This is a genomic window from Bacillus sp. NTK034 (genome assembly GCF_017303275.1).
Lineage (GTDB): Bacteria > Bacillota > Bacilli > Bacillales > Cytobacillaceae > Cytobacillus.
Genome location: NZ_JAFKOJ010000002.1, coordinates 253,410 through 271,176 on the forward strand (window position 1 = coordinate 253,410; position 17,767 = coordinate 271,176).

The 17,767-nt window shown below is 40.7% G+C and carries 18 protein-coding genes and 1 riboswitch; all 18 genes read right to left on the bottom strand.

Features of this window, described 5'->3' with window-relative positions:
* Positions 1-10: 10 nt before the first annotated feature.
* Positions 11-182, bottom strand: a riboswitch (FMN riboswitch).
* Between the two features lie 146 nt (positions 183-328).
* Positions 329-1,141: a histidinol-phosphatase gene (locus JI665_RS07420; RefSeq protein WP_206838279.1), complete on the bottom strand. Its 813-nt coding sequence runs from the start codon at positions 1,139-1,141 to the stop codon at positions 329-331.
* A gap of 68 nt (positions 1,142-1,209) precedes the next feature.
* Entirely contained in the window at positions 1,210-2,109 is a 900-nt protein-coding gene (locus JI665_RS07425) for a M23 family metallopeptidase (protein ID WP_206838282.1), read from the bottom strand.
* A 215-nt stretch (positions 2,110-2,324) separates the two neighbouring features.
* Positions 2,325-3,590: a hypothetical protein gene (locus JI665_RS07430; RefSeq protein ID WP_206838285.1), complete on the bottom strand. Its 1,266-nt coding sequence runs from the start codon at positions 3,588-3,590 to the stop codon at positions 2,325-2,327.
* Positions 3,565-4,116, bottom strand: a complete 552-nt coding sequence (gene sigX, locus JI665_RS07435; protein ID WP_206838287.1) for an RNA polymerase sigma factor SigX — start codon at positions 4,114-4,116, stop codon at positions 3,565-3,567. The genes JI665_RS07430 and sigX overlap by 26 nt, the downstream gene beginning before the upstream one ends.
* Positions 4,117-4,370: 254 nt before the next feature.
* Positions 4,371-6,155, bottom strand: coding sequence for an ATP-binding protein (locus JI665_RS07440; RefSeq protein ID WP_206838290.1), 1,785 nt, complete (start codon positions 6,153-6,155; stop codon positions 4,371-4,373).
* Positions 6,152-6,868: a response regulator transcription factor gene (locus JI665_RS07445; protein WP_019380359.1), complete on the bottom strand. Its 717-nt coding sequence runs from the start codon at positions 6,866-6,868 to the stop codon at positions 6,152-6,154. The genes JI665_RS07440 and JI665_RS07445 overlap by 4 nt, the downstream gene beginning before the upstream one ends.
* A 425-nt stretch (positions 6,869-7,293) precedes the next feature.
* Positions 7,294-8,475: a c-type cytochrome biogenesis protein CcsB gene (ccsB, locus tag JI665_RS07450; protein ID WP_206838292.1), complete on the bottom strand. Its 1,182-nt coding sequence runs from the start codon at positions 8,473-8,475 to the stop codon at positions 7,294-7,296.
* A gap of 12 nt (positions 8,476-8,487) precedes the next feature.
* A complete protein-coding gene (gene resB / locus JI665_RS07455; protein ID WP_206838294.1) occupies positions 8,488-10,119 on the bottom strand; it encodes a cytochrome c biogenesis protein ResB in 1,632 nt (543 codons plus the stop codon).
* Positions 10,120-10,138: 19 nt separating this feature from the next.
* Positions 10,139-10,663 (bottom strand): thiol-disulfide oxidoreductase ResA, encoded by a 525-nt coding sequence (gene resA, locus JI665_RS07460; protein WP_009332804.1) that lies wholly within the window; start codon positions 10,661-10,663, stop codon positions 10,139-10,141.
* A 181-nt stretch (positions 10,664-10,844) separates the two neighbouring features.
* Complete coding sequence (gene rluB / locus JI665_RS07465; protein ID WP_206838296.1) at positions 10,845-11,570, bottom strand: 23S rRNA pseudouridine(2605) synthase RluB; 726 nt, start codon at positions 11,568-11,570, stop codon at positions 10,845-10,847.
* Between the two features lie 210 nt (positions 11,571-11,780).
* The gene (locus JI665_RS07470; protein ID WP_206838298.1) at positions 11,781-12,317 is read right to left on the bottom strand and encodes a spore maturation protein; all 537 of its coding nucleotides are present in this window, start codon (positions 12,315-12,317) and stop codon (positions 11,781-11,783) included.
* Positions 12,318-12,324: 7 nt separating this feature from the next.
* A complete protein-coding gene (locus JI665_RS07475; protein ID WP_206838300.1) occupies positions 12,325-12,912 on the bottom strand; it encodes a nucleoside recognition domain-containing protein in 588 nt (195 codons plus the stop codon).
* On the bottom strand, positions 12,905-14,056 hold the full coding sequence (locus JI665_RS07480; protein ID WP_206838302.1) for a D-alanyl-D-alanine carboxypeptidase family protein: 1,152 nt from the start codon (positions 14,054-14,056) through the stop codon (positions 12,905-12,907). Before JI665_RS07480 ends, JI665_RS07475 begins: the two co-directional genes overlap by 8 nt.
* A 225-nt stretch (positions 14,057-14,281) precedes the next feature.
* The gene (locus JI665_RS07485; RefSeq protein ID WP_206838305.1) at positions 14,282-15,172 is read right to left on the bottom strand and encodes a superoxide dismutase; all 891 of its coding nucleotides are present in this window, start codon (positions 15,170-15,172) and stop codon (positions 14,282-14,284) included.
* A gap of 129 nt (positions 15,173-15,301) precedes the next feature.
* Complete coding sequence (locus JI665_RS07490; protein WP_206838308.1) at positions 15,302-15,790, bottom strand: YpuI family protein; 489 nt, start codon at positions 15,788-15,790, stop codon at positions 15,302-15,304.
* A gap of 31 nt (positions 15,791-15,821) precedes the next feature.
* Entirely contained in the window at positions 15,822-16,241 is a 420-nt protein-coding gene (locus JI665_RS07495) for a hypothetical protein (protein WP_206838311.1), read from the bottom strand.
* 98 nt (positions 16,242-16,339) lie between these two features.
* Positions 16,340-16,927, bottom strand: coding sequence for an SMC-Scp complex subunit ScpB (gene scpB, locus JI665_RS07500; protein ID WP_206838313.1), 588 nt, complete (start codon positions 16,925-16,927; stop codon positions 16,340-16,342).
* 1 nt (position 16,928) lies between these two features.
* Positions 16,929-17,690, bottom strand: a complete 762-nt coding sequence (locus tag JI665_RS07505; RefSeq protein ID WP_206838315.1) for a segregation/condensation protein A — start codon at positions 17,688-17,690, stop codon at positions 16,929-16,931.
* Positions 17,691-17,767: the final 77 nt, after the last annotated feature.

Here is a 17,767-nt window from a genome sequence, read left to right on the forward strand (position 1 = left end):
TCTGCAGAACCTCCATCTTCTCCCATCCAGACTGTACTGTCGGCTTTGGAATTGCACCAAATCCTGCCCAAATAAACTCCAGAGCTTTTTATTCAAAAACTCTGCTCTAAGGCTCGCGGGCTTAGAGTCAATATTGACCCATCACCGCCGGTCGGGAATTTCACCCTGCCCCGAAGATAGACCGTATTATTTATACAGATTCATTATACTGAAAAAAAGTTATTCTGTGAAGGGATATGTTCACCTGTCAGGTTTAGATCCATGCCAAAACCCTTTCAGTTTTTTTAGATATAACAAAAAAAGACGGCAATAAGCCATCCTTTATATATTATCCAAGCGGATATTCCTTTCTTTCTCCTTTTGAGAAGGTCATGATGGACTGATACCCCACTTCTTTTGCAAGGTCAATTGCCTTTTCAAAATCTGCACCTACATGTTCAGGAAAGTGCGCATCAGACGATAAAACAATCGGGATATTTTTTTCATGGCATTTCTGAAGAAGACGTTTGTCCGGGTATAGTTCCCCCACTGGTTTTCTCAGACCAGCCGTGCTAATTTCAACACATGTCTTGGATTCTGCCAGCGCATTGGCTGCACGATCATATTGCTCCAGCAAAAATTCTTCGTCCTGTGGAACATATTTAAAAATTTTCACGAGGTCTAAATGGCCAACAATATCGAATAAATTTGACTGAGCCAGAGTAACCACCTGATCAAAATATTTTCGATATACTTCATATAGATCCCGTTTATCCCATTCTTTTCTAAATTCAGCCAGGTCTATACCGAAATCTCCAACCCAATGAATGGATCCGATTACATAGTCAAACGAATAACTATTGATAAACTTCTCCATTTCACCATGTTTGCCTGGTGTGTAGTCCATTTCGATCGACATCTTCACATCTATGTCATTGCTCCAAGCTTCATGAAAAACATTCACATAGTCTTTCATATCATAAAAACGCCTCTCGTTTACCCATGGATTCTGCAGGATGTCTGCTGTCTGGTAGAAATGATATGCATGCTCTGAAATTCCAAAAGATTCAATCCCTTTCTGAACTGCAGCATCTGTGAATTTTTTTAAGTAATCCAGGCTCAACGTGCCATTTTCGAGATGATTATGATAGTCTGTAAGCATTTTTCAAACTCCCCCAGTTTTTTACCCATTATACTTTAAGGGAGTAAAGCGGTGCAATCATTTCTATTCTATTTTTTGCGAATGATTAGAATTTGTCCAATTTTTATTACATCTGAATCAGCATTATTTAAGTCTTTGATTGCTTCTGCAGTTGTATCATGAAATTTCGCAATAGAAGATAGAGTATCTCCTTGTTTAACAGTGTATTCTGTATATTTCTCGGGTTTTATCAATAGCTTTTGACCTAAAAAAATGTGATCAGGATTAATATTATTTAAAACCGCAATATCCCCAGCATTTAGATTATAGTGTGCAGCAATAGACCACAATGTTTCCCCTGTTTTAACTATATGGTAAGTTTCCACGGAATCATTTTTTATTTTCCCTGATTCAACATTAGACGGCCGTGCTGAAACTTCACGCGCATTTTCCTCTTTAATCACAGCATTTACAGCTTGTCCAACTACTCCCATTCCAAATGCAACAGAGGGATCAACTGCATTTATTTTATCAGCTGTCCATGCATGCGTATGTATTTCAAAATGGAGATGCACACCTGACGAGTCACCCGTGCTTCCCATCAGTCCGATTTTCTGTCCCTGCTCAACATTTTCTCCTTCGGCAGAAAAACGTTTTTCCAGATGGGCGTACACTGTTTCAGTTTGGTTGTTATGTTTAATGAATATCACATTTCCGTATGTTTGGGAATAATAAGACCTGGACACAATTCCTGTGTCAACAGCATAAACTGGATTCCCGGAATCCCCAGCTATATCGATGCCTTTATGATGCCCTTTCCTTGTCCCAAACGTGTCTGTAATTACACCATCTGCAGGCCATACCCAATGCTTTGTCATTTCCGGAATTTTTGGCTCCGCAGCTTTAGAATGCTTCCCTCCCAAAAATAACAGACTCACACAAAGAGCCATTATTCCTGCGATAAAGAAACGCCTTATGTAATCCTTCATCCTTTTCCTCCTATGTTGTCAGCTGAAATATCCGTACGAGTGCCTGCCACTGTCCACACTCTCTTTCACCCTATGACAGCTTGTACTCTTTTAGAACAATTAACATAAAGCTCTTAAAAGCACAGTTATTAGTATACTTCCAGCAGCATGGTTTTTATGCAGTCCTGAGGGATTTTTATTCAAAAAAAGAAAGGCAGCCACATGGGCCGCCCTCTCTAATTTGGCAAATCTCGTTTATTAGCTGCTACTGGTACCTTTAATTCTTCAGTAAGGTCAAACTTGCCGATTTTATCAACATCTGCATTTTCCAATTTAACTGTATCAAAATTAAAATCTTTTGCCGTAAGAAGTATTGCTTCAATCGCATGAAGTGTTGATTCATCATCAATTATTTCTGATTCATTATGAAAACGGATTAAGAGTTTGCCATCCTGTATTTCTTCTGTTTCAAAATCAATGTCTTTTGGTATGGATGCCTGCAAATTATTTTCAGTCCGGTCTTCCTTCATGGCTGTTAGAGCATCTTTTATAGAGTTGAGCTGTTGTCTAAGCGGGACCAGGAATGGTGTTGATTCTGCGCCATTTGGATATAAGAAATAATAAATTAAGTTACCATTGCTATTTTCCGGGATAAATTCCTCTCTATTTCCATAATGGCTAAATTCAACGCCGATTTCCCCTTCAGTCATGAGGTTAATCTTTTCTATATCAAGATTATTCATTATATTGGACAAGACCTTCTCTAAAAGTAATTCTGTCGCGGAAGACATACTATATGGATGATCCGCTGGCACATCAACAGTTAACATTTTATTTTCCTGATCATAGGTGAAATTTGCTTTCAGAGGATAGTAATCATCTAAACCCCATTCATCTTCGGTAAGCCTGCTCATCGTGTCTTCAAATTGTTCAAATTTCGTCCTGGCAGGGTCTTCATCAATTAAAACACTGACGGGTACAATATTTTGCGCATCCTTATCCGGAATCGCATAAGTCAGTACCTCTTTCCCTGCCAAATCTTCTTCATAAACGGCAGTAGGGCTTGATTCTGATGCAACTGTCTTCTTGTTTATCTCATCATTTAATTTCGCTTCCGCTTCCGGCTCATTTGACAGCTCTGCCTGGTCCAGTTCTTCTGAGCCTTTCTCTTGGGCAATTAATTCAGAGTCTTCCTCTTTCGCTTCCAGAATAGTGTTATTTTCATTGGTTATTTGTTCAGATGAGGTTGATCGGTCCGCTTTCAATTCGACCTGCTTATCTGCAGACTCCTGCCAGCTCATAAGGTTTGGGACGAGAATAAAAAGCAGGAGCAAGGCAGCAGCCGCTGCGATAGATGGCAGGATCCATGTTCTGCTTTTTTGCTTTCCCATCTTCATTTCGATGGCTTGATAAATGTCTCTCGGATCACGATCATCTTTAATTTTAGGCATCTGGCTCAGCAATTCCTTAAGCTGCTCATCGCTCCACTTTGATTCCTTCATTATCCATTCCCTCCTTCACCTTAAAATCTTCCATATGCTTTTTAAGCACCTTTAAAGCACGATGCTGGGTTGTTTTAACCTTGCTTTCGGTCCAGCCTAGTGAATCAGCTGTTTCAGTAATGCTGAGTTCATGTATATATCTCATAATTATGACAAGCCTCTGGTCAATAGTGCATAAATCCAGACAGCGATAGATCAGCTGAATTTCTTCTCTTTGCAAGGCAATTTCTTCAGGCAGGGGGAGCTCATCCTTTACCTGCTGAGTTGACCAGTCAAATTTCTCCATAATCCTTTGCTTCCAGCCCTTTTGTTTGCGAAAGGAATCTATGGCAACATTCCGCGCAATTGAAAAGAGCCATGTTTTTTCGCTGCTTTTTCCTTCAAACCTTTCATATGATTTTAATACTCTTATATAGACTTCCTGGACTAAATCCTCAGCCAGTTCCTTGTTTTTGACCATATAAAAAAGAAATTGAAAAACGTCATGATGGTATTTTTTATAAAGTTCATCAAAAACGGAGTCCATGGATTCCCCTCCCCGTTCAATAAAATAGTCGTTCTCTCTCTAAAAAAAGTTACAGTTTAACTATATTATTATTTCGCAGAAAAGCGCAAGAGCCTGTTTAAGTGCAGGATTACTCCCTTTCCTGCAGAAACCCCGGCCTAATGCATAGAAATACCTTTCAAAAAAAAGGGGAAGGAAATTTCATGCATCTCCTTCCCTAAGCTTATTATTAATTGTTTCCCGTGTATCAAGAACAATCGTCACATTTCTCGCCTTTATCCTTCATTTCGAGGAATAAAAATTGAAAATGTCGTACCATGTCCGGTCTTGCTTTGAACGGTAATATGACCTTTATGAGCTTCAATTATATTTTTTGCAATTGCAAGGCCTAGACCTGTTCCAGATCGGCCCCTCGTTCTTGCTTTGTCCGCTTTGTAAAAGCGTTCAAATACAAACGGCAGGTCTTCTTCGGGAATCCCCGAGCCAGAATCCTTCACTTCAATAAACAGTCCCCGTTCATCACTTCTTTCGATCACTTTTACCTCTCCATTCTGAGGGGTATGCCGGATGGCATTATCAATCAGATTGGTCATGACCTGTTCAATTCTGTCCGGATCAAATTGAATAGGGACACCCTTGCTTTGCAGATCATTTTCCAGACTAATTTCCTTCTCTTTTGCCAGCCCCTGAAACTTCCTTATAATTCTTTGCAGATAGGAATTCACTTCAGTTTCTTCCATTGTCAGCTGAATATGTCCAGCTTCCATTCTGGCAAGATCCAGCAATTCATTCACAAGCCGGCCCATTCTCAGGGATTCATCATAAATGACACTTGCCATTTCTTTTTTCTCTTCGTCCGTTCCGGCAATATCATCGACGATCGCTTCACTATACCCCTGCATCATAGAAATGGGCGTCCTTAATTCATGAGAAACATTCGCTATAAAATCGTTGCGGAGCTTATCAAGCTTACGCTCCTCCGTCATATCCCGGATAACCGCAACCGCTCCTCTTATATATTTATTGTTATAAAGAGGGCTGACGATGATCACCCAGGAACGTCCCTGTATAGAGATTTCACCAATTTGCTCCTTTTCGGTATTTACAGCAAGCTGGAAAAGCTCCATTACTTTGGATGGCACTTCCTCTGTATTATTCTCTATGTCATCCAGTTCATAAAACCAGCTTTGCAAAAACCGCTCCGCAGGAGGATTTGTGATCAGGATCGTGCCATCCCGGTTAAAGGTAATTACCCCATCAGCCATTCCGCTTAGAATGCTTGCCAGCTGTTCTTTTTCCTGGCTTAGAGCATTCATATTGAATTTCAGCTGTCTGCCCATTTGATTAAAAGCCATGGCTAATTCACCAACCTCATCATTAGTCAGAATCGGAACCTTTGTATCAAATTTGCCTCTTGCTACCTCAAAGGCAGCTTCTTTCATTTTTCTGAGCGGAGCATTAATTCTTGTCGATAAGAAAAATGCAAAGATGGTTGTTAAAATGATGGCGACTCCTGCTGCCAGCAAAATGAACTTGGTCGTTGAACGCAGTGTTTCATGCATGACTTCAATGGATTGATAAATAAAGACGGCCCCTTTGCTGCTGTCACCTTCAAGAGGCACCCCAATTATAAGAATCTTGCTGTCATCATCTGCATCTTCTTCTGAATACTCAGGATTAACAGATGTTACTTTTTTTACAGTTTTATCTTCCGTGAGAACTTCTTTTAAATCATCCTCCTCGGTGAGGTAGGAGATGGGGAGTTTTAATGAACCTGTATGGTTTGGGGAATAGTAGTACTCATTCGGCGAGTTAATAATGACTACTTTGGTAACATCATCGACAAGCTCCCAGGAAATCTCCAAACCGACTTCACGATTATGCTCTTTTAAAATTCTGGTTATTTTATGGGCTGTATTCGATAATCCTTTTTCTGTTTCATTTATATGGTAATTCTCAAAAAACTCAAGCAGCATGACTGTTAAAATCAGCAGTACAAAGGAAACTAATAAAAGAATAGTGCCCCATAGCTTACCTGCAACACTCCTAAAGAGCATCATTCATTGATAACCTCGAACTTGTAGCCCACTCCCCAAACAGTGACAATCATTCTGGCAGCCTGCTCAGAAACTTTATTTAATTTTTCTCGCAAGCGCTTTACATGAGTATCGACTGTTCTTAAATCTCCGAAAAATTCATAGTGCCATACTTCCTTTAGCAGCTGTTCCCTGTCAAAAACCTTATCTGGCGCCTTTGCCAGGAAATAAAGAAGTTCATATTCCTTAGGCGTTAAACTGACTTCTTTCCCATCAGCCAGCACTTTGTGAGCATCATTATCAATCGTTAGATGAGGAAAAACGATTACATCTTTCGCTGTTGTTTCTGTTTGAAGGTAGGTAGTTTTAGAAGACCTGCGCAATAATGCCTTCACGCGAAGCACAACTTCTCTTGGGCTGAAAGGTTTTACAATGTAATCATCAGTGCCCACTTCAAAACCCTGTACGCGGTTAACTTCTTCCCCTTTTGCTGTCAGCATGATTACGGGGGTAGCTTTTTTCTCTCTCAGCTCTCTGCAGACTTCAATGCCGTCTTTGCCAGGCATCATTAAATCCAAAAGAATGACATCGTAATCATTTGCCAAAGCTTTTGACAAAGCCTGGTTTCCATTTTCCGCTTCATCAATCGAATAATTTTCACGCTCAAGGTACATCTTTAATAAACGGCGGATTCTCTCTTCATCATCCACTAGTAAGATTTTTACTTGGTTTTCCATTTTTCAATCCCCCTAACGTTCAATTAAATAAATAAAGCTTTAATTAAAGCCCTCACTATTGTGAAGTGAAGGCTTGTATGTTTAATATCAGAATTATTATCTTTGAATTTTGAGAACTGTCTAGCTCCAGCGCCTATCCCCTCGAGGTCACAAGCTTGTCTTGTTTCGGCTCCTAGGGACTCGGGGTCATAAGCCGTTTCCTTTCAGAAGGAAAAACGCCTTCTTACAGGAGCCGTCTTATGCCTGTCGTCCCTGGGCAGTCGCCTCCACATTTCGGTCAATCCGCCCAAAAAGGCAAAGAACGCCTTTCCGGAGGCTCGTCTTGTGCTTGAGGCCCGCAGGATGCGGGTCATGCAGACGTTGCCACAGGACGTGGTGTTCTTAGTCTGCGTTCCTTCGTGAGCAAGGCGCTTCCGCTTTTCTTGTTATGATCCGGCGTAGGAGTGCAATCCTGCAATGACCAGGTTTACCGCAACCAGGTTAAACATGATAATGATAAATCCGATTACTGCGAGCCACGCAGACTTTTCACCGTGCCAGCCCTTTGAAAGGCGAAGGTGAAGATAGGCAGCATAAAATAAAAAGGTAATAAGCGCCCATACTTCCTTTGGATCCCATCCCCAGAAACGGGTCCAGGCGATTTGTGCCCATATCATGGCAAAAATCAACGCTCCGAGCGTAAATACCGGAAATCCGATTAATACTGAACGGTAGCCGATCTCATCAACCAAATCCAGATTAATATTTTTTGCAAGCGGCTGAAGCGCAGCTCCAACCCTTTTTCGGAGAATCAATCTTAAAGCAAGATATAGAATGATACCTGAAGCCAATGACCATATAACTGTATTTAGTTTTTTGGCATTAATAATTGCAGGCATTTCCGCCAGTGGTTCAAATTTTCCTTCCGTAATCAGCTTTCCCTCGTTTGGACCGGTTAAAGCAGGCATATGATATTCAAGCACAGCTTCCTGTCCGTTCTTATCGACCCAGTTAAATTCGGCCTTGTAGCCGGAAGCTGAAAAGCTTGAGCTTATAATAATAAAGCCAAGTGTACAAACCAAGCCAAACATAACGGCTTCCAGCCAGAATCTCTGTTTGCTTTGCTTAGATTGATCGACTGATTTTACTAAATAGATAATACCTGCAGCAAAGCTTACAGCTAATATAGCCTGTCCAACTGCTGCTGTTGTAACGTGGATATGAAGCCAATCACTCTGCAGAGCCGGAATCAGGGGTGAAACTTCCCGCGGAAACATGCTTGCATAAGCGATCATAAGCACAGCAACAGGTAGTGTAAAGACTCCTAAAATAGGTGTTTTATAAATCAAGTAAATCACTATAAAAGCACCTACAAGCGACATTCCAAAGAATGTTGTAAATTCAAATAAGTTGCTGACAGGCGCATGTCCGGCTGCAATCCATCTCGTAATAAAGTAGCCGAGCTGTGCAGCAAACCCGATAATGGTAATCCATAGTCCAATTGCTGCCCATTTGTTTGGCCCTTTGTTTATATTTTTCTTATCCTTTATGGAGCCAGCAAAAAAGACAGTAGCAATTAAATAGAGGATAAAAGCTGTGTATAGTAAATTGCTGCTTATTGTAACCAATCAGATTCCTCCTTAGCCTTTCTTTTCACTTTGATTTTGAAGCTGGTCTTCCGGCACCTTAATTCCGGTTCCGTCCAATGCTCCCTCTATTTCCCTTTTAAGTCCATGCCAGTTTTTATTAGTGTGTCCGGCTACCCACACTTCTCCATTGACACGGCGCAGCCAGATTCTACGATGGTTCCAATAAGACCCTTGCGCAACACCTATCATGAAAATAACACCGCCCAATGCGATAATCCATAGAGTCAAATCTTTTCGGACAGTCAGAGCCGATACATTTTTAGTATCTATGCCTTTAAATGCCATCTTATATTCATTGTCGCCAAAAGGTTCAATTGTCTGCCGGATTGCAACAAAGCTAATTTCTCCATCTGGCTTTTCCGGAGTAAACATTTTAAAAACAAAGGCAGGATTATTAGGAACTCTGGACTTTGTAATCGGTTCCCCATTTTCATCAAATTCAAAATCGGGAAAATAACTGACAACCTCCGCTTTATAGCCATTTCCAAGATCATAAACATCCTGAGGATCGTTCAGGTCGACTGTTAAATCACCATATTCTTCACCCGTTTTTTTATTTGTCAGGGCAAAGGACATTTTGTTAAGCTCATTAAGTTTATAATCTACTTGGTATAATGCAAATTTTTCAAACTTCAGAGGTTTATTTACCTTAATTTCAAAGTCCTTAACTTTCTCGAGATCAGCCTCTTCCCCTGCAACTGTATCTCCCTTTTTTTTATATAGAGTCACATTGGACTGATAATTTTTTGCTACCATCCCTGCCTTATCAATCGCTTCTTCAAACACTTCTTTATCTTTCTCTTTATCGTACATTTCAAGGATGAAGCCATCATTTTTAAGGTAGTATTCTCCATTGGTTTCAGGAATGACCTTTGTCTCGCCTTCCCGGATCCAAAGTATTTTGTCAACGTACATGCCCGGTACAAAACGCAGCATACCTCCGATTAAAAATATGATAAGCCCTACATGGTTAACGTATGGGCCCCATCTTGAAAAACGTCCCTTTTCGGCAAGGATGTTTCCATTCTCTTCTCTGATGCTGTATTTCTTGGATTTTAATTTTTCTTTTGCCATTGTAAATGCCCGGTCATTGTCTTCTGCCTGAGACACCCCAAAAATCCGCTGGCGCAGCAGATAGCTTTCATGACGGCTTACCCTCTGTTTTTTTAGAGCCCTGTACAAAGGGATTACCCTATCCAGGCTGCATATCACAAGCGAAATGCCAATTGAGGCAATCAAAATCAAATACCACCATGAGCTATAAAGGTTATGAAATCCTAAATCATAGTATAATTTGCCTATCCAGCCATATTGATCTTCGTAATATTCTTCAGCAGGCATGATCGGCGGAATATACATTTCCTGAGGCAGAATTGTCCCGAGAGCTGAAGCAATCAGCGTAATGACAATCAGCCAGACTCCAACCTTAACAGATGAGAAGAAATTCCATATCTTATCAATTATCGTTTTGTTATAGGTTTGCGAACGGCGTGCACTTCCCTCATACCGCATATCCAGAAGTTTCTTATCCTTTTCCTTTTCTTCCAATACCTTGCCGCATGACTCACATAGTATTGTACCTATGGGGTTTACATGGCCGCAGTCGCACTTTACTTCTTTCATATATAAAACTCCCCGTAACCTATGGTTTAATCTGTTCCATATAGTTCTTGATCGTATCTTCAGTCATCTCTCCTGTAATATACTTGACAACCTTACCATCTTTATCGATAAGGAAAGTGGCAGGAAGAGGATTAATCCCGTAAGCTGATTGGACCTGGGTATTCTTATCAATGACAATAGGGAAAGATAAATCGTAACGCTCAGAAAATTTATTAACTGCCAAATCTGTTTCTCCTACATTGACAGCCAAAACCTGAACACCCTCATCTTTAAATTGCTTATATTGGTTGTTCATATATGGCATCTCTTTCTCACAGGGCTTGCACCATGTTCCCCAAAAGTTCAGGAAAACACCCTGGCCTTCATAATCTGATAATCGGTGTTTATTTCCATCCATATCTGTCAGAACAAAATCTGGTGCCTTTTCCCCCACGGCAACCTTTTGAATCTTGTCTTTTGTAAAATTAGCGTATAGCGTATATGCCACGGCAGCACCAAGGACAAGCAATATGACAGTTCTCATTACCAGACGCTGCTTTTTCATAAAAAACTTCCCTCCTAAGGCATCCTTTCAGATCAAAAATCGTACATTTAACAAGTTATATGTAACATATGGAAAAAGAATTTAGCCTCATAGCTGTTTACTATTATAGCATTTTTCATCATACCTATATTGTTAACAAATTATCGTAACTGTGACACTTCTATGAATTTTTCAGGGCTAACTATTTCTTCGTCATAGCAAGTGCCCGCAGCTGCTTAACTTCATGGGCCGTAAGTTCTCTCGCATCTCCCGCTGATAAACCCTGCAAATTGAGATAGCCATATCTCTCCCTCTTCAGTTTCAGAACGGGGTGGCCAATGGCTTCAAACATCCTCCTAACCTGGCGGTTACGTCCTTCATGAATGCTGATTTCCACAATTGCTGTCTGTTTTTTCTTATCCATTGATAAAAGTTTGGTTTTAGCAGGTGCTGTTTTTCCATCTTCGAGTACCACACCTCTTTGAAGGCTTCTCATGCTTTCTTTTGAAGGGATGCCTTTTACCTTGGCAACGTAGACTTTTTCAATCTCATTGCTTGGGTGCATTAAAAGATTTGCAAACTCCCCATCATTGGTAAGAATGAGAATTCCGGATGTATCGTAATCCAGTCTGCCAACTGGGTAAATTCTTTGTTTGATGCCTTCAAAAAAATCCGTGACGACTTTTCTGCCTTTATCATCGGAAACGGCAGAAATTACGCCTCTTGGCTTATAGAGAAGGAAATAAACGGGCTCCTCTCTCTCAACTGGAATCCCATCCACTTCAATCCGATCTGAAGGAGATACTTTAACACCCAGTTCCTTCACAGTTTTTCCATTAACTTTTACACGGCCTTCAGCCATTAGCTCTTCCGCTTTTCTTCGCGAAGCAAACCCGGCATGGGCAATAACCTTCTGCAATCTTTCCATATATGTCACCTCAAAGTTTTATTTACAGTATTTCATACTTTTTCACTCCTACTGAATTATGACATAATTCGTCAAGTTTTCAAAGCAAACCATAGTCAAAACAGCTTACATTAAAAAGAGTCTATATTTACTGAAAGTTGGAATTTGGAAGTAAAATAAAAAAGATACCCCAATTCAGGTATCTTTTGTGCAGGAAAATGTATTTTAATGTTACATACTGCCAAAAACAAGTGTTACGATCACAATGGATGCAATGATGCCTGCCAAATCGGCTAAGAGTCCGACTTTGAGGGCATCTCCCATTTTTTTGATTCCTACCGCTCCAAAGTAGACCGTCAATACATAAAAAGTTGTATCTGTACTGCCCTGAAGCACGGAGGCAAGTCTGCCTATGAACGAGTCGGGACCATGGACAGCGATTAGGTCACTGGTCATTCCCAGAGCTGCAGTCCCAGAGATCGGACGGATGATAGCAAGGGGTACGATATCAGGAGGTACTCCAATTGCATCAAGTCCGGGCCTGATCAGATCCATAAAATACTCCAGAGCGCCGGAAGCCCTGAAGACCGAGATGGCTACAAGCATGCCGACAAGAAACGGAATGATGGATACAGCAATTTTTATGCCTTCTTTTCCGCCTTCAGTAAAGCTTTCATAAGTAGGAACTTTCTTAAATGTTCCATATATTAATATAAAGCCTATTAAAATAGGAATTAACCAAAGGGAAACAGCTGACACAATCTCCATCCTAACCTCATCCTTTACGCGTTCTTCGGTAATAGAAATAACGATCTATCATTATTGCGGCCAATGTTGAGCAGAATGTAGCCACTAAAGTGGGACCTACAATATCGGTTGGCGAGGCGGAATTATAATTCATCCGTATTGCAATCACGGTTGTAGGAATTAAAGTAAGACTTGAAGTGTTGATGGCCAAAAAGGTAATCATAGAGCGGCTCGCTTCATTTTTGCCTCCATTCAATTGTTTCAGCTCTTCCATAGCTTTTATGCCGAGCGGGGTAGCTGCGTTTCCAAGACCGAACATATTGGCCATCATATTTGAAAGCATATATCCCATCGCAGGGTGATCTCCGGGCACCTCTGGAAATAGCTTTTTCACAATTGGCCGGAATAACGAAGCAAGCTTTTTCAGCAATCCAGCGTCCTCTGCTATTCTCATCATTCCCAGCCAAAAAACAAGAATGCTAATTAGGCCGATGCATAACGTGACCGCTTCTTTTGCACCATTGAAAATGGCTTCGTTCACTTCATTCATGGTGCCATTTATCATAGCGAAAACTATGCCTATAGCGGTAAGCATCACCCAAATGATATTAACCATTTGTTTTCACTCCCGCAATGGAGGTAAAAAGCCCCTTAAAGTAATCTAATAGCGATTTATCTTCTTTTGCTGGATCATGCTTATAATATAAAGAGAGCTTTTTAACAGGCTGATCTTCAAAATACACTGTTGCATGACCGATGACTTCAGGCATAGTCCGGCTGTCTTCCCACTCTGATTCAGGTTTCTGCAGCTTTATATCAATTTTAAACTTGCCTTTTTCCTCCTTTGAAACAGGGTAGTTGTAGGAATGCTTTAAATAAACTTTGCCTTTATAATAATCTTCATCAATATCCTCTATAACTCCCTTCGGCAAGACTTCCACCATGTCATAGGTTTTAAAAGCTGTCTCATACATATTAATATGATCATTCCAGTCATCGGGTCCGTTTAATGTTACTGCTATCAGATTTAAACTTCCTTTGGATGCTGTTGTTACTAAAGTTCTCTTCGCCCTCTTTGTATAGCCTGTTTTTCCTCCGGTGCAATACTCATATAATTCAGTCAGAAGCCTATTTTTATTTTTCCAAACCCTGTCCCAGCTTTCATTTGGATTTGGCGCTCTATGCACCTTTGTTCCAGCAATTTTTTGGTAGATCTCATTATTCATTGCATACCTGGTTAGCAATGCCATATCATACGCTGTCGAATAATGGTCTTCATGATCATCCAGACCATGGGGGTTTGCGAAATGTGTGTTTTTCATGCCAATCTCTTCAGCTTTCTTATTCATTAAAAAGCCAAATCCTTCAAGGCTTCCGCCAACATGCTCTGCGATTGCAACAGCAGAGTCATTGCCTGAACGAAGCATGAGTCCATAGACCAGATCTTCAAGCTTTATTTTTTCGCCTGCCTTTAGATAAATCGAGGAGCCTTCCGCTCTGACAGCACGGTCACTAACTTTAACCAAGTCATCCATTTTCCCGGACTCTATAGCCAGAATTGCTGTCATGATTTTTGTAATGCTTGCTATTCTCCTCACTTCATTTGCATCTTTCTGGTAAAGGATACGGCCAGAATCCTGCTCCATTAATATTGCGCTCCGGGCACTTACTGAAACAGAAGCTTCTGTCTCCTGAGGAATATACATCATCATCAACGCGGTGACCAAAACCATGGCCAGCAGCCTGCTAAACCTTTTCATTGCACAAAACCCCGTCTCCTTTATGGATGTCAAATTGAGCGAAATACATGATCTCCCCGCCAGGGAGGAGTTCCATGTTTTTCATTTATTTGTACAAGTTTATGCAGGACAAGTAGTGATATGACTATTAAGTTTGTCTTGTCTGGAAGCTTTGGAGGTGGCCTGTCCATCAAAAATAAGGGGAATACTCTTGGTACTCCCCCTCTTACTTATTTCTGCTCCTATTTAGTACGGCTTCCATTTTAACTCAGATGCTTTTAAATACCTGTCCTCCACATCCTTCCAGTTGACAACATTCCACCAATTTTTCACATAATCTCCGCGATTATTTTTATATTGCAGATAATAAGCATGTTCCCATACATCTAAAACCAGCAATGGGATCGTATCCCACTGGGTTAAAAGCATATGTCTTTCCGACTGAAGTATTTCAAGTCTGCGCGCTCTTGGCGACCAGACCAGGATTGCCCAGCCTACGCCTTCTACCTGTTTGGCTGCTTCAGAGAAATGGCTTTTGAACCTTTCAAAGCTCCCAAAGTATTTGTTGATTTCTTTCAGGAGTGCCCCAGAAGGTTTTCCTCCGCCCTCAGGGCTCATATTATTCCAGAATATCGTATGCAAATAATGGCCAGATCCATGAAAGGCAAGTTCACGGGACCAGTGTTTTACCAGACTGTAATCATTATTGTCCCTGGCATTTTGAAGCATCACCTCTGCTTTGTTCAATCCATCCACATATGATTGATGATGCTTATCATGATGCAGCCTCATAATTTCGCCTGAAATATGCGGCTCAAGCGCATTGTAATCATAAGGGAGCGGAGGCAAAATATGCTTACCCGCAGAAATGTACGGTTCATTAATATAGATATTTCCAAGCTGCTGTCTATTAGAAAAGTAATTCTCCATATCGGAATGTAGAGCATCCACTTGTTCCTGCAGCTTTTCCAGGGCTTCTATATCGAGGGGGCCGCTTATTCCATCCATAATTCCGGTAAAATGATCCAGCCTTTGCCACAGTTCACTGTTTTGTTCAACATCCTCCGAGTCTAAAAACTCTCTTAGCTCTTTGTTCCATTTTGTAACTTCCCTGATGTAATCTTCCATTTTACTCATACAATCCCTCACTCACTTCTTTTTATAGCTCACTTTCTATTTGTATGAGTGGAAGTTTGTACGTTTTCCAAAGAACCAGGAATTCTTCACACAAAAAAAAGAACAGCTTCCAGCTGTTCTTCAACATTCCTATTTTGATTGAATCATTTTTGTCCGGTAATCAGTTTCGTAATATTCAAGTTCCTCCCGAATCCTTTGGAATTCTCCTTCCAGCTGCCTGAACATTGTTTTTAAGCTGTCGGGAACTTCCTCATGGAATTGGATTGAGTTTTTTCCAGTATATGCTGAACGGCTATTCTCAAACCAGGCATCATTTTTCGGAGAGAAAAACTCTTCAATGCATTGATGGTAAATCCTATATAATGTCTTTTCGGCAGCCCCCTTTTGGAAGGGTTCGCTTTTTAAAATGATCTTGCAGGTATCAAGCCCTTCTTCACAATAAACCAGCAGTTTTCTGACATGTGAAAGAATGCTTTTATAATAATTCACATTTCCCTGTTTTTCTGTTTCAAGATCTTTAATCGTTGTATTATTTAAGAAATCTTCAAAAGCGGCAACGCTATTACCGAGGAAATTTTTCACATCTTCCATTTGTGATTTAACGATTGAATTCCCCATCCATTACACCCCCGTATTTATACACTGGCTATTACTGCGGTTGAACAATAAAATCTAAAGGTGATCGCAGGTCAAAGGATTTTTTATTCTCCAGCGCTTCAAAAATGGAGGGAAGCCTGGAAAAGTCCAGATCCTGAAAATAGGATGCAAAATCAGCCTTTGAGTTTAGATAAATTCGTTTGCGATGCCTAAAACCCGGGTTCTTTAATAAACATGAAAGAGCAACAAGATCCTTGAACTGCACCTCTCTCGTACCAGCAATGAAGACTGGATTCTGTTCATAGGGTGTGAACTCATTCATGGATTCATCAAAGAAACGGACATATAAAACATGAAAAGTTTTCTCCTGCCCATCTTCTTCGAACACAATCTCGCTTCTGTTAAAAAAGTCCTCCGAAGTGTTCGGCTTTTCTTTTTCAAGCTCGTATCCCCTGCAATGTTTAATCAGCAAGCAAAACCCTCCTATTTCCCCCGATGGTTTTAAGTTAATATGTATAGGAAAAATATAAATCTATTTTACCACACATCCTTTGTAATGTGTCAGAAAACTCAAGAATCTAGCTCCTGGAATTTCTCAAAGAATAAATCTGCTTCTTCCTGGAATGAATCCTCTTCTTCACTAATCTTATCCGGCAGCGGCGGAAGCTCTTCTATGCTTTTAAGGCCAAAATAATCAAGAAACTCTTTAGTCGTTCCATACAGGTAGGCTCTCCCTGTTCCTTCTGCCCGTCCAACTTCTTTAATCAGTGCTTTTGCGGATAATGTCTGAAGAGGCCTCTCTGTCTTGACTCCTCTTATCTCTTCAACCTCTGTCCTTGTAATAGGCTGTCTGTATGCGATGATTGCAAGTGTCTCGAGTGCCGCCTGAGATAAGGAGGCGGAAGATGGAGATTCTACCAGCTTTTTTAAATATGGAGAAAACTCTTTTTTCGTAACAAGCTGAATAGTCCCCGCCAGTTCAACCGCCATAATTCCGCGGCTGCTATTGCTATAGTCTTCAATAAGGCTGTCCATGATTTCACGGGCCTGAAGTTCTTCCACCTCCAGAACATGGGCAATTTGCTTTAGGGATAATCCTTCATCACCAGCAGCAAACAGAAGGCTTTCAGCAATTCCCTTCCAATTAATAAACTCCATCTTATTTTTCTCCTTCCATGGAAGCTACAAAGATATCCGAGAAGTTTTTGTCCTGCTCGACCAGTATTTCTTTACGCTTGATTAACTCAAGTACCGCCAAGAAAGTTACCACTATATGTTCTCTGTCTGATATTGGAAAAAGGTCGGTAAATTTTTTCCTGCCCTTAAAATTCCTTAACTGGTCCACAATTTCAGACATCCGCTTCTCTATGGGAATCTCCTGGCGGGCAACCTTCGCAGAAAGCGGCCTTTGCAGTTTCTTCCTTCTTAATAACTTTTGCAGAGCGCCAAGCATATCATAAAGACTTACATTCAAATCAGCTTTTTCCTGCTGTGAATCATTTACATATTCCGAAAGGTCTGCAGGCGGCTTTGTGTACATTAAACTTCTATCCTGTTCCCGCTCCTTAAGCTCTTCTGCAGCTTCCTTATATTTACGGTATTCAATCAGCCGCTCTACAAGTTCATCCCTTGGATCTTCTTCCATTTCCATTCCAAATTCATCTTCCAGCTCTTCCTCATCATGCTTGGGCAGCAGCATTTTGCTTTTAATTGCCAGCAATGTAGCTGCCATTACAAGATATTCGCTTGCTACGTCAAGCTGAAGCTCCTTCATTGTATGTATATAAATGAGGTATTGCTCGGTGATTTCTGATACAGGAATGTCATAGATATCGATTTCAAGCCGATTGATAAGATGTAGAAGAAGATCCAGCGGCCCTTCGAACGCATCTATTTTTACATTATAATGATCATATTGCATAAATACCCACCAAATTTTCCTAATATAAATTTCCCTTAAACGCCAAAATACTATATCTAGTATAGATTATTCATTAG